General features: G+C 54.2%; 13 protein-coding genes. 8 read left to right on the top strand and 5 right to left on the bottom strand.

Annotation, left to right across the window (positions count from 1 at the left end; genetic code table 11):
• Positions 1-101 precede the first annotated feature (101 nt).
• Complete coding sequence (locus tag AC3IUF_RS22630; RefSeq protein ID WP_007912664.1) at positions 102-710, bottom strand: TetR/AcrR family transcriptional regulator; 609 nt, start codon at positions 708-710, stop codon at positions 102-104.
• A gap of 216 nt (positions 711-926) precedes the next feature.
• Between AC3IUF_RS22630 and AC3IUF_RS22625 the strand changes: the two genes are divergently transcribed.
• Positions 927-1,982 carry an MBL fold metallo-hydrolase gene (locus AC3IUF_RS22625; RefSeq protein ID WP_489279351.1) on the top strand — a complete coding sequence of 352 codons (1,056 nt, stop codon included), beginning with the start codon at positions 927-929 and terminating at the stop codon, positions 1,980-1,982.
• Between the two features lie 36 nt (positions 1,983-2,018).
• Here AC3IUF_RS22625 and AC3IUF_RS22620 read toward each other — a convergent pair whose 3' ends face one another.
• Complete coding sequence (locus AC3IUF_RS22620) at positions 2,019-2,336, bottom strand: helix-turn-helix domain-containing protein (protein WP_489279349.1); 318 nt, start codon at positions 2,334-2,336, stop codon at positions 2,019-2,021.
• A 93-nt stretch (positions 2,337-2,429) separates the two neighbouring features.
• Positions 2,430-3,197 (bottom strand): AraC family transcriptional regulator, encoded by a 768-nt coding sequence (locus AC3IUF_RS22615; RefSeq protein ID WP_447786774.1) that lies wholly within the window; start codon positions 3,195-3,197, stop codon positions 2,430-2,432.
• Between the two features lie 112 nt (positions 3,198-3,309).
• On the opposite strand from AC3IUF_RS22615, the gene AC3IUF_RS22610 reads away from it, so the two are divergent.
• The 4 genes from AC3IUF_RS22610 (at position 3,310) to AC3IUF_RS22595 (ending at position 7,451) form a co-directional block, all read left to right on the top strand.
• Positions 3,310-4,125, top strand: coding sequence for a sulfite exporter TauE/SafE family protein (locus tag AC3IUF_RS22610; protein WP_489279347.1), 816 nt, complete (start codon positions 3,310-3,312; stop codon positions 4,123-4,125).
• 89 nt (positions 4,126-4,214) lie between these two features.
• Positions 4,215-5,360, top strand: a complete 1,146-nt coding sequence (locus AC3IUF_RS22605; RefSeq protein WP_414893930.1) for a hypothetical protein — start codon at positions 4,215-4,217, stop codon at positions 5,358-5,360.
• 94 nt (positions 5,361-5,454) lie between these two features.
• Positions 5,455-6,174 (top strand): DUF6933 domain-containing protein, encoded by a 720-nt coding sequence (locus AC3IUF_RS22600; RefSeq protein WP_042705027.1) that lies wholly within the window; start codon positions 5,455-5,457, stop codon positions 6,172-6,174.
• Positions 6,175-6,260: 86 nt separating this feature from the next.
• Entirely contained in the window at positions 6,261-7,451 is a 1,191-nt protein-coding gene (locus AC3IUF_RS22595) for a hypothetical protein (RefSeq protein WP_123376421.1), read from the top strand.
• Between the two features lie 3 nt (positions 7,452-7,454).
• Here AC3IUF_RS22595 and AC3IUF_RS22590 read toward each other — a convergent pair whose 3' ends face one another.
• Complete coding sequence (locus AC3IUF_RS22590) at positions 7,455-8,441, bottom strand: hypothetical protein (RefSeq protein ID WP_489279346.1); 987 nt, start codon at positions 8,439-8,441, stop codon at positions 7,455-7,457.
• A gap of 275 nt (positions 8,442-8,716) precedes the next feature.
• Positions 8,717-9,226 carry a BRO-N domain-containing protein gene (locus AC3IUF_RS22585; protein ID WP_489279345.1) on the bottom strand — a complete coding sequence of 170 codons (510 nt, stop codon included), beginning with the start codon at positions 9,224-9,226 and terminating at the stop codon, positions 8,717-8,719.
• A gap of 573 nt (positions 9,227-9,799) precedes the next feature.
• Here AC3IUF_RS22585 and dcm point away from each other — a divergent pair.
• The 3 genes from dcm (at position 9,800) to AC3IUF_RS22570 (ending at position 13,085) form a co-directional block, all read left to right on the top strand.
• Complete coding sequence (gene dcm, locus AC3IUF_RS22580) at positions 9,800-11,236, top strand: DNA (cytosine-5-)-methyltransferase (protein WP_414893925.1); 1,437 nt, start codon at positions 9,800-9,802, stop codon at positions 11,234-11,236.
• Positions 11,237-11,382: 146 nt separating this feature from the next.
• A complete protein-coding gene (locus tag AC3IUF_RS22575) occupies positions 11,383-11,874 on the top strand; it encodes a very short patch repair endonuclease (protein WP_414893924.1) in 492 nt (163 codons plus the stop codon).
• Entirely contained in the window at positions 11,835-13,085 is a 1,251-nt protein-coding gene (locus tag AC3IUF_RS22570) for a type II restriction endonuclease (protein WP_414893923.1), read from the top strand. Before AC3IUF_RS22575 ends, AC3IUF_RS22570 begins: the two co-directional genes overlap by 40 nt.
• The last annotated feature ends 24 nt before the right edge of the window (positions 13,086-13,109 follow it).

Raw genomic sequence — 13,109 nt, 5'->3', positions numbered from 1 at the left:
CGTTCGTCGGTCGATTGTCGGACATTGTCATTTATTCCAACGGGAATAATCAGTGTCCTTCCGAGCCATTTAATCGGTGACTCGCGCAGGAGAAGGGCGATTTAGAGCTGATAGCAGGCCAGAAACATCTCCAGCGCCGATTCGGCGACGGTGTTCTGCATATCGACATCGAGGGCGGCACGGCCCATCGACATCTGCGGCCAGAAGCCGAAGGTCTTGAGCAAGCCTTGTACTTGATGGGCGGCAAACTCCGGGTCGACCGGTTTCAATCGGCCGTCGGCCTGCGCGGCGCGAATCCATACGGTCAGGCCTTCCTCGCGCTCGCCCATGCGCTCGATCATGTTCTGCGCGCGCTCCGGCGAGTGAATGGTGGCGGCAATTGCCACCCGGGCCAGGGTCAGAAAATTCTCGTCAGCCATCAACTGCACTTTGGCCTGGAGCATCTGCCGTAATTGCTCGCGCAACGGCTGATCGCGGTTGTAGGTCACCGATTGCTCGGCGCTGATTCGTGCCCACAACTGGTTGAGAATTTCGGCGAACAACTCTTCTTTGCTGGGGAAATGGTTGTACACCGTACGCTTCGACACACCGGCGGTGGCAGCAATCTTGTCCATGCTGGTGATCTCGAAACCGTTCGCGCGGAATTCGGCAATTGCCGCCTGAATAATGGCTTCGCGTTTACGGTCGGTGAGGCGCTGTGGAGCTGTCATAAGTACGCTTCGGCAGAGAAAAGATGAAATTACACTTGGCAGTTTACTTGTCATCCGCTTTGATGCAACCTAGAAACTACACCGAGCAGTGTAATGTTGCGTTAATCCTCGCAACCTAAAAAAGCAGACAGTTCGGCCTATGCGTGCAGCTTTGGCCATTTATCGTCCCACCGAGGAAAACCGCGATTTGCGCGGTTTTTCTGGAGTCATTCAGTCATGGCCAATCCAGTATCGATCCCGGATCACACATCCACGCCTGAAGCCTCGCGGCAGCATCAGGGGCTGTTTCACAATCACGCACCCGTGCAACGCGAGGGTGTGCGCAAAATGCTGCGGATCATGTGGAACATGATTTTCCACAAACCGCGCAACACCCGGCCCGCAGCGCCGATCCCGGTGCAAGCGTTGACCCGGGAAGAACTGCTGGCAGCGCCCAATCACAGCGTCTATCGCCTCGGTCACTCGACCCTTTTGCTGAAGCTGCGCGACAAATTCTTCATCACCGACCCGGTCTTCGCCGAGCGCGCATCGCCGGTGCAGTGGGCCGGGCCGAAACGCTTCCATCAGCCACCGATCAGCATCGACCAGTTGCCGCCGATCGAAGCGGTGATTCTGTCGCACAACCATTACGACCACCTCGATTACCAGGCCGTGCTTAGACTGGCCGCCAAGACCAACCTGTTCCTGACCCCGCTCGGCGTCGGCGACACCCTGATCAAATGGGGCATCGATGCCAGCAAAGTCCGCCAGTACGATTGGTGGCAGGGCGCCGAGATTGCCGGCATCCGTTTCGTCGCCACACCGTCTCAGCACTTTTCCGGCCGTGGCCTGTTCGATGGCAACAGCTCCCTGTGGGCGTCCTGGGTGATGATCGACGGTGACACGCGGATCTTCTTCAGCGGCGACAGCGGCTACTTCGACGGCTTCAAACGCATCGGCGAACAGTACGGCCCGTTCGACCTGACCCTGATGGAAACCGGCGCCTACAACGTCGAATGGCCACACGTGCACATGCAGCCCGAAGAAACCTTGCAAGCGCACATCGACCTCAAAGGCCGCTGGCTCTTCCCGATCCACAACGGCACCTTCGACCTGGCCATGCACGCCTGGCACGAACCGTTCGACCGGATTCTGGCACTGGCGTGGGAACGCAGTATTTCCATTACCACGCCGCAGATGGGGGAGGCGTTTAACATCGCTCAACCGCAACGCGGGGAGGCGTGGTGGTTGACGGTTGAAGGGGAGAGTGAGGCGGTGGTGCAAAGCGCTTGATAGCTCGCCCAATTCGCCCCTTCGGGGGCGATTGTCTTACTCAGCCATCGCAAAATCCCCACGCCCCGCCGATTCCAATGGCGCACCCTGAAAACTCGCACTACGCCCCGGTGCAAACCCGGGAAAGAACACCAGCCCCTGCGCCTCGAACCGGTAAGCCAGCGCCAGTCGCGCCGCATCCGCTACGTCCTGCTGTGCTTCAAACCGATGAATGTCTTCAACCGAAACCTCAGCCTCCCGCGATAGCTGTTCCGCGCTCCAGCCCAGCATCGCTCGGGCCTGGACGCAGTGCGTCGGGGTGAACTGGAAAAGGGCAATGCGTTCGAGGATGTGGTTCATCGCAAGAGAGGCCATGGTGTGCTCCGGGCTCAAGAGTGCTGATTGAAAATGTACTGTGTTTTTGTACAGTTGTTTTCGGCCGGGATCAAACGCATTTTTTGATTTGCGCTAATTCGCCGCCTCCAACCAGACGGACGGTGCCTGCCCGAGGATCCGCCGGAACATCGTCGAGAACGCCGCCGGGCTTTCATAACCGAAGTCCAGGGCGATGCGTGTCACCGCTTCACCCGAGGCCAAGCGCGCCAGCGCCAGGACCACGCAAGCCTGCTGCCGCCATTGTCTGAAGCTCAGCCCGGTTTGTTGGCGAAACAGTCTGTTGAAGGTACGCAAGCTTATGTGTAATTGGTCAGCCCAATGCTGTGGCGATTGGTGGGCGTACGGCTGATGCAGAAAGTTCTGACACAGAGAGAGGAGCTTTCCGTCAGGCGGCAGCGGAATGTGCAACGGCAGCGGCGCACTGCGCGTCAATTCATGCAGCAACAGATCAATCAACACGCCGTCGCGTCCGCCCAAGTCATAGGCCAGCGGCACCTCCACCGCCTCCATCAGCAAATGCCGCATCAACGGCGACACACTGATCACCTGACAGCGCTCCCCCAAATCCACCGCACCGGGTTCGATGTACAAGCTGCGAGTGCTGACCCCAAGCATCAACACCTCATGCGCCACCCCCGGTGGAATCCACACCGCCCGCTGCGGCGGCACCACCCAGTTGCCGTCATGGGTGCTTACCTGCATCACACCAGTCGCGCCGTACAACAACTGCGCCCGTCGATGCGTATGAAAAGGCAGCAAGTGACCGTGGGAATAATCCGTACCGATCGCCACCACCGCGCGCGGCGTTTCATCCAGCAGATTGATCGAAACATTGCGCATCAGGCGTTTCCCGGTGGTTGGCGTAAACGCAAACATTATTGGCTGACTTGCTGAAGCAGGCCAAGCGCTGCCGCTCTATCGTCGAGCGCTCTCCCACTACGGACGCCTCGACATGTTCTATTTATTGCTGACCCTCTTCGGCTGCCTGACCGGCATCACCGCCGTGCTGTTCGGCTTCGGCGGCGGCTTCGTCGTGGTGCCGCTGCTGTATCGCCTGCTCAGCGCCAGCCACGGCGCCGACGACCCGATCGGCCAATCGGCAATGCACATCGCTGTCGCCACCTCGACCTGCGTGATGATCGTCAACGCCCTGATCGCCACCGACAAACATCGCCGCGCCGGCAACCTGATCCGTCATTACCTGTGGCCGTTGGGTGGGTTTATCGGGATGGGTGCGGTCGTTGGCGCAATAGCGGCGGTGTGGGTCAGCGGCGACGTGATTCGCTACGCATTCATCGGCTACCTCGGCGTGACCATTGTCGATTGCCTGCTGCGACGCGGCTTTCTCACTCAGAACGCAGACGTCATCCCACGCCGACTTGGCGCTACGGAAACTTCCGCAGGTGGTGTAGGCATTGGCGCCATCGCGACGTTTCTCGGTGTAGGAGGCAGCGTCATGACCGTGCCGCTGCTGCGCCGTTGTGGATTGAGCATGTCGCAAGCGACGTCCATGGCCAATCCGTTGAGTGTGCCGGTGGCATTGGCCGGGACGCTGACGTACATGGCGTTAGCCGGTTTCAGTCAGGCTGACATGGGCGCGTGGTTTGTCGGGTATGTGGATTTGCTGGCGTTTGCGCTGCTGACGGTTGGCTCGCTCATCGGGATTCGCTTGGCCGCGCCATGGATTGGGCGGATCCCGGATCGGGTGCATGCGCGTGTGTACATCGGGCTGTTGCTGATGGTGATGATCAGCATGTGTTTGAGCTGAGCGCGACGGCGCTCGATTCCCCCGCGCAACCTCGACATAATCCGCAACGTTTTCTCATGGGCAAAAGCCCAGTCACTCAAGGATGAAAGATGTATCGCGGACTGTTGCGAATCTCCGGCATGTTGATGCTCGCCGGTTTAGTGCTCTCAACCCGGATATGGGCCGAAGACAACAAACAGGTGTACGCCGGCACCCTCGGCAAAGCCGCGATCGTTGTGGAAATCGACACTCGCTACAGCGAGGGTCGTTACTTCTACAAAAAATACCGAAAAGACTTGGCGCTGGACATCAGCAAAGAAGACGATGCGCTGGTGATGGCCGAAGGCGCGGCGATGGATGGCCATTCGCGCCCGACTCTGCGCTTGCAGCCAAAACTCGACGGCTGGAGCGGCGAATGGAGCAACCCGGACGGGAAGATCCTGAAGGTCGAATTACAGCCCGCCAAGCTCCCCGATGTTCCCGTCGGTGCCTTGCCGTATTTCACCGAACTGCATGACAAGAACCCGTACGAGTACCTACGGTTGCAGGGTCTGCAACTTGTAAAAGGCAAAACCGAAACCTTCATGGGCTACACGCTGCAATGGTGGAGCGAGGCGAAGTCGGGGGCTTCGCTGTTTGAAGTGGTATCGGGTTATTCGCCGCAAGCGCGGGAGCGCATCAATCAATATTTAATGGCACGCTTGTGGGGCGAGGTAGACGCACACTTCAGCTGTGCGGGGAGTTACTCGCAATCCAGTCAGCCGCTATGGTTGTCGTCTTCGGTGATGAGTGCGCGCATTTCTACCGAATATTATTGTGGCGGTGCCTATCCGGATCAGAACAATGAATCGCTCAACTTTGATGCGCAAACAGGGAAGTTGCTGACCCTTGAGGATGTTCTGTGGGTGGGGCAGGGCAAGCCCTTTCATTATGTGGAGGGATTGGAAGGCGCCTCTACTGTGTCCTCCGCTGACTATTACAACTACCGCTCCAAAGAATTCTCACCCTGGCTCGTCGCGCAGCTACTAAAGCTTTATTCCAGGGAAATGACCGTCGTTGCGGAAGGCGAAAACGAATGCGGGTACGACGAGCAAGAACCTTGGGCATTCCCATCGTGGTACTTCAGCGCAAACGGCATCACCGTCACGCCGTCGTATCCACATGTCGCCGCCGTGTGCGGATACGTCGAATGGGGCGTGCTGCCTTATGACCTGATCAAACAGCACCCCGGCGGCGTTCCATTGCAATTGCCCTGAGTAAAACTGGATTAGTGCGTCGAAGGGGGTTGGAATCAGTCAGCGTGTTCGCAAGAATATGTTTCTTTTCTGTAGAAATCACATGGGGCCTAGCATGCTGATCTTTAACTGCACCGAAGCCGCCAGCAAATTCTTCAGCCGTGTCCACAAGGGCAAAAAGATCACGCCGGTGAACGCTAATCCGCCGTCCCCAATCATTGAAGATGATGAGTCGAACGGCGCTGACGAGCAGTGGCTGGTGCACGCGATAACGGTACAACGCAAGCATGTGTTGCTGGTCATTCACGTCCAGACCCGCTATTGCCTGATTTTCGCTGATGCGAAAAAGGCTGACACAGAAGACTTTGTTGATCGATTTGTGGATCGTTGGGTCAAGGGGATAGTGATCAACGCACATCATCATGACCTCGGGCAGTGGCTTAACCCTGAGTTGATGTTGGCGCGGCTGAAACAGACTTGTGAGCATCAACGGTTCTATCGACGTAGTCATCGCAGCGCACAAAAACACATTGATGAGATTGCATGGATGTTTCAGGACAAGGTCGCCCATACGGGATCTTTGCCGCCGGATGAAATCACTGCGATGGTTTTTGACGAGCAAATGAATGACACCCCCAGGAACAGCAAGGGCGCCAAGTCTTACTACTTTCCGGATGAGGAAATGGCGCTTCACTGGCTGCGTCACTACTGCTTTCTCGATGACGTCCAGCTTCATGCTGCCAAGGAGCGTCGCCAACAGATGGCTCGGGAAATTGCGGCCCTTGAGCACGAAGCCTGGCTTAAAAAGTACGAGCAAGAAAACTCGAATAGTTAAACCGTCCCCGCCATAATCCGCAGCGTATTTTTCAGCGCCGGCGCCTGTGTGCCGACGCGACCACCGACTCCTTCAAGGATTGATTCATGCTCAAGGGACTGATGCGCCTGGCGCCATATGCCGCGGCGCTGTTCACACTGATTTCCACTGCCCATGCTGAAGATGGCCGGCGCGTATTTACCGGCACATTGGGCAAGACGGCGATTGTTGTTGAACTCAACACCACACAGCAGGACGAAGTCACCGGCCGCTATTTCTACGAGAAATATCACCGCGACCTGGCACTCAGCGGTTCGCTGCAGGACAGCACGCTGAGCCTCGTCGAAGGCAATAACCGCTACGGTGACGACAAGCCGCTGCCGACCTTGAAGCTGGAAGAAACCCGCAGCGGCTGGCAGGGTGAATGGCAAAGTCCGCAGGGCAAAAAGCTGCCGGTGAAACTCACCGAGGCCAGACTTCCCGCGCCCACCTCAGCAACTCTGCCGTTCATTGCCGCACTGCCATACGGCGAGCCTTACGAGTATTTGCGCCTGCAGGGGCTGAAGCTCAAACCGGCGAAGAAAGAAAACTTCATGGGCTATGACCTGCAATGGTGGACGGAGCCTGAGACAAAGATTTCGCTGTTCAGCGTGGAGTCCGGATTGTCGAAAGATGATCAGCAACGGGTTAACCAGCAGTTGCTCGGGCGTCTCTGGAATGAAGTCATCAGCTATCACGGCTGCCAATTACAGGGCGGGGAGAACGTGGAGTTCATGCAGCAGGCAGAACCGAAAATGATCTCGCCTGCCGTGGTCAGCCTGAACATCTCGACCAGCTATTACTGCGGCGGCGCGCATCCCGACTTCGGCGATTCACCCCTCAACATTGATGTAAAAACCGGTCACCCATTGTCACTCGAAGATGTCTTTTGGGTAGGTAAGGGCACGCCGATTTTGCATGCCGAGCGCGACAGCCTAGGCGACAAACCGCTGAGCGAGGCCGAAAGTAACGCGCGCTATCAGTACGTAAGCAAAGAGTTGGTACCTTGGGTGATCAAGCAATTCACCGCCCTGTACCCCACAGAAATGAAGAAACCGACGGGAGATGACGACTGCAACTTCCAGGATGAGAGCATCTGGGGCACTTCACCTTGGTACTTCACCGAGAAGGGCTTGTACCTCGGCGCCTACTTCGCTCGCGTGCAACGCTCCTGCGATAGACCCGACTGGTCGATCCTGCCGTACTCCCTCGTCAAACAACACCCCGGCGCCGTTAACCTGCAGCTGCCCCAAGGCTAATCGTCACTCCAGACCCGGCGCTTCACGAATAATGAAGTGATCCAGGTTCTCGATATTGGCATTGAAGACCTCGAAAGGCTTTTCGGGGTTCTTCTTGCCGGGCACCTGCTTCAACTCCGGCGTCACCCCATAGAAGAAACAGAACAACGCCTTGTCGCTATCCACCGCGTGCTTGATCTCCTCCAGAAACGCCTTGCGCTTGCGGTAGTTGTCGATCAGCTTCTTGTTCAGATAAACACTGACCGGATAAGGCTTCTTCTTGCTGTCTTCGGGCTTCTTGAACCAGACCTTGTCCTCGAAATCGATACGAAAACTGGCACTGTGGAAGTCCTCGATCTTCTTGATCCGCCCCCAGTAAATCAGCCCCTTGTTGTCCGTCAGATACTCAATCTTCTTGAAGAACGAACTGTACGGCGCCGTATGCTCGCCGACCTTCAACGGCATCCGCTTAAGCAACTCCTTGTCCGCGAAGTTGGAAACAAAACACTCCACCGGATGCGCAAACACACTGGTCTTGTCCGGCGCCGATTCACGACCCACCGACTCTTTACCGCCGTCCGCCGCCACCCGCACCGGATCATCCCGCAACACATCCGCCGCCCCCGCTGGCGCGACAGGCTTGCGCACATACTCGCGCCGGGTCAGTAACAACTCTGATGGGAAATGTTCTTCGCGACCGTCATCCACCTCACCATCCGCTGTCTCAACACCAGACGCTGAAGCCTTCAAACTCACATACGGACAGCCCGCCACATGCTGCGTCGTGGGCAGATTCTTGAAGTGCGGCGTGCGCACGTAATTCACGTTCTTGGCGTTGAACGTACCCAACTCGTTGGACGCCTCGAACGCCGAACGACAAGCATCGTTGGGGCACTGGAAGTGTTCCTTCGCAGAGTCAAACGCCACCGTCTCATCGAAATTGAGATCGCGAACGTCATAGATCGACAACTTGTCGTCGAGGCTGAGGCAGTAGGCGAGATCGAATTTCATGGTGGGGCTCGGATCCTTGAGTGGGGGAGGGGTATTAATAGCGGGAGGTGGGGTTGGTTGCACTGATTGTTTTCAGGATGATGCGGGATCTGTGGGAGGTAGCCTGCTGGCGATTCTCGGCATCAACCAGATTTCAATCCTCACGCCGCCATTGCAGGCCACGCATCATCCTGTGGCGAGGGAGCTTGCTCCCGCTGGGCTGCGAAGCAGCCCCATGCATTTTGAGGCACAAAAAATCCGCTGCGTGATAACTCAAGCAGCGGACTCTGAAACCATTAGCCTCCACGCAACAATCGCGAAGCCTTACGCCACCAGGACTCATGACGATTAAGCGGATCATTCGCCAACAAACAAGGCATATCCCGCAACCGAATCCACGGCTCATCCTGCCAGTGCAACGTACTCAGCGACATCTGCGGCCAACTCAAAACACTCAGCGTTGGCCGCTCTACAGAACGTGTCGGAGGAGCATCACGCAGCGCTGGCACAACCTGAAGCGTCACCCATTCACGAAGCTGTCGGTACTCAGGACAGTAGTGATAGATCAGTAGTGCATACACACCGGACTCACTCACCATCATGTGTTCCTCAGCTTCGCCATAGGTTTCCACGCACATCATCTGCCGCTGATCAGCATCGAGTTTGCGCAGCTGGCGCTCATCAAGATGTTTGCCCATCAATCGGCCCAGTTCATGGACACAAAACCACGCTTGGTTCTCAACCAGAAGGGCATGCAGGTGCGTTTTGTTGCGAGTAAATCGAGTCGGTAAAAATGGCTCAGACATGGCGGGCCTCCGGAGTCGGAAGCGACGAGGGCGTTCTATGGGTACAGCGATTCACCTTCATCATGAAGGTTTGATATTCAGGCATTTCCATTTACCTCTGGCTGCTTTCTTAGGGCATTCGTTAGGGGGTCGGGAGCTAAGAAACCCACCAGAGACGGGCCGGACATATTCCCCTTTCGGGTCTTGTATTCGCCCACTCCCGACATAACGGGATTTTTCGCAGACGTAGAGAAACCGCAGACGAAAAAAAGCCGCATGACTGTCGGGTGCGGAGAACCGCTCTGGTTTGTAGAGTTTCTTAGGCTCGGATCTGAGGGTAGGGGCATCAGGGATGGTCGTCAACCAGCGACTTTTCCTACTGGTCCTGAGGCGAAAGGAAACCTGGACAAAGATGCGGAGTAAATTATGCTGTGTTTATATCCAGTGTTTGATCGCCATCGAATCCCGCAGCTCCCACATCCGTGTAGCCATGACTCATCTCACGGAATCCAAGAAATTTCATTTACTTTGAAGTTTTGCGGGCTAGAATGGTGACCATTCGTCACAGCTTTGACCCAGAGGAATTTCGGGCTCATGAATCTTTTTGAAACACCGTCTTTTGAATCCTTGAGCGAAACAACCTCGGGTTCGTACGAGCCTGATACCCATCCCGTGACTGACCTAGCGCTGCTGCATAAGCTCCTAGAGATCTATGATCAAGGGCAGTTGGCCGAAATTCTAAACGACGTAAGCCCTAGCCACTGGTGTCGCGAAACCATCAATCGCTGGATCAAGGGAAAGGCTTCGCCGAAGCTCTCTCACATTGAATTCACTCGTCTGAAGGATCTGTTGCCCAAGCGGTTAAACCACAAACCTTCATTTACCTTTATCGATCTCTTTGCCGGCATTGGCGGCATCAGGAAAGGGTTTGAAGCCATCGGTGGCGAGTGCTTGTTCACATCCGAATGGAACAAGTACGCCGTTAAAACGTACAAAGCGAACCACTATTGCGATCCTGCCCGTCATCGCTTCAATCTCGATATCCGCTCGGTCACGCTTTCAGACAAGCCAGAAATCAGTGACGAGGAAGCCTACAAGAACATTGATCGCGAAATTCCTGACCACGATGTTCTGCTGGCAGGATTCCCTTGCCAGCCGTTTTCTCTTGCAGGTGTATCCAAGAAGAATTCCTTGGGTCGTAAGCACGGTTTCGAATGCGAGACCCAAGGCACTCTGTTTTTCGACGTGGCGCGCATTATTGCCGCGAAACGTCCGGCCGCGTTCTTGCTCGAAAACGTGAAAAACCTGAAAAGCCATGACAAGGGCAATACCTTCCGGATCATCTGCGAAGCGTTGGATGAACTGGGCTACGAGGTTGCAGATGTAAATGCGCCAAAGGGATCAGATCCGAAGGTCATTGATGCCAGGCATTTTGTGCCACAGCATCGTGAGCGAATCGTGCTGGTCGGTTTCCGCCGTGATCTCAATGTTCATCAAGGATTCACCCTGCGCGACATCAGCAAGCTCATACCAAAGCAGCGACCTAGCTTTGGTGATCTGCTCGATAAGGATGTGGACGAGAAGTACATCCTCACCCCGAAGCTTTGGGATTATCTTTACCGGTATGCCGAGAAGCATCGTGAGAAGGGTAATGGCTTTGGCTTTGGTTTGACTCGTCCAAACGACGTGGCTCGTACGCTGTCGGCGAGATACCACAAGGATGGTTCGGAAATACTGGTCGACCGTGGGTTTATGGATACCCTGGATTTCAACAGTGAATTGAATCAGCTCAATCGCCCACGCCGATTGACTCCGAATGAGTGCTCGCGCCTGATGGGTTTTGACAAGCCGGGGGAAAGCAAATTTGTAATCCCTGTATCCGACACCCAAGCGTACCGCCAGTTTGGTAACTCTGTGGCAGTCCCGGTTTTTGAGGCTGTAGCACGGTTGATGAAGGACCGGATATTGGCCGCGAAGGAAAAAAACGCAGAAGAGGAAAGGCCGCAGTTGGAGTTTGCCCTTCCAGAGTAAGCAGAGGCATATCTATCCAAGGTTTGGAGTAATTTTTCTCGTCGACTCCATCCATCAATGCACTAGATAGCTCAAAGCGAACCTTGAGCTTGAAGTCGCTAGGGGTATACAAAGGAGCTGAGCTATCGAGTGCATGGAGGTGAGGCTTGGTCGATGTTGTAGATGCCGTAACCCGATCTCGAATGATGTCTGGCATTAAAGGTAAAAATACCAAGCCAGAGGTTTCGATTCGCAGGGCTTTGCATGCCCGTGGGTTTCGCTACCGCATTCACGTCAATAATCTCCCCGGTAAACCTGATCTGGTTTTACCTAAATACAAAGCTGTGGTGTTCGTCCACGGCTGCTTCTGGCATGGACATACCTGTCGATACTTCAAAATACCCCGGACGCGTCCCGATTTCTGGATGGAGAAAATCGAAAAAAATCGAACCAGAGACAGATTTCAGGAAATTGCACTCTTGAGTGATGGTTGGCGAGTGCTCATCGTTTGGGAATGTGTAATTAGGTCAATGGACAAAAAAAAATCTATGGTATTGATTGACCAGATAGCAGAGTGGCTGATAAACGGTAATGAATATTTACAGATAGATGAAACCGTATGTTCACCGACCGTATCAGTGACTATTTCGAAGGCGTAGCTGCCAAATATTTGAGCGCCGTGGATGCTGATCCAGGCTCCTCCAACCAACACGAAATAGGAGGCCTTCCAGCCGCCGGATTTAAACAATATTTAGGCGCGCCAGGCAAAAATGAGGAGTATCGATTCAACGCGAAGCAGATCTACGTTACGGATGAGTCTGTAGCACCAGATTTCTGCGATGGGTTTGTTACTTGGTACGACTGTCGGAGAAAACAACCACATCGTAGTTCAGAGTTCCGACTTTATTATAATAAAAGCGCAGTAACTGAGTTAATCGACGAAGGCGATTTTCTGCTTGTGGCAAAAATGCGGGACGGGTCGTTACTAATGATCTTCACTCCAGCAGGTACATCGGTTGAAAGTCAACTCAGGCTTCTCTTTGGTCTCCGTGATGTTGACGAAAAGTTTACCGCAGGAACTTTAGATTCTGTACAGCTTCTTCTGCCACTCAGGCTCATGCTTGAAGATCTAGGAATTGAAGTAAGTCAGTGTGAAAGGGATGATGATGTTTGGCTTGAAAAGTTAATCAATTCATTCGGCGGTACTAAGTTTCCTAGTACATCAGTATTTTCTAACTATGCTAGAAAAACTATTGGGCAAGAGGTCGATCCTATAAGTTATCCAGATAAAGCGATTCTTTCTTGGATGGAGCATGAAGAAAAACTTTTTCGGATCTACGAACGGCACCTAGTTCAACAGAAGCTTGTGATTGGTTTTGGCGAGTTTGGCGACGACGTTGAAGAATTTATTAGTTTCTCCCTGAGCGTTCAGAATCGAAGAAAATCTAGAGTGGGTCACGCATTTGAAAGCCACTTGGAAGAGATTTTTCTTTTAAATGGTTTGCGCTTCCAGCAGGGACGAGGCAAAGGATTGACAACAGAAAATAATTCTAAGCCTGATTTTATTTTTCCTGGTTTTGCGGAGTATCACGATTATTCATTTCCCGCAGGAAAATTAGTTATGGCTGGCGCGAAAACAACTTGTAAAGACCGATGGAGGCAGGTGTTGAGTGAGGCTAATCGTGTTTCTGAAAAACATCTGATTACTCTGGAGGCTGCAATTAGCGACAGTCAAACGATGGAGATGAAGTCGCGTGGGTTACGACTTGTAGTTCCTCAGGATATTCAGGCGACCTACTCTATCGTTCAGCGTGATTGGTTAATGTCGCTAGAAAGTTTTATAGATTTTGCGAAAATGCAGAATTTATAGAGTAGAGTTTTTTTCGATTTAAGT

This window comes from Pseudomonas sp. KH_040 (genome assembly GCF_057839305.1).
The sequence above is the reverse complement of the archived record's forward strand: the minus strand, read 5'-3'. Positions and strand labels throughout refer to the sequence as shown.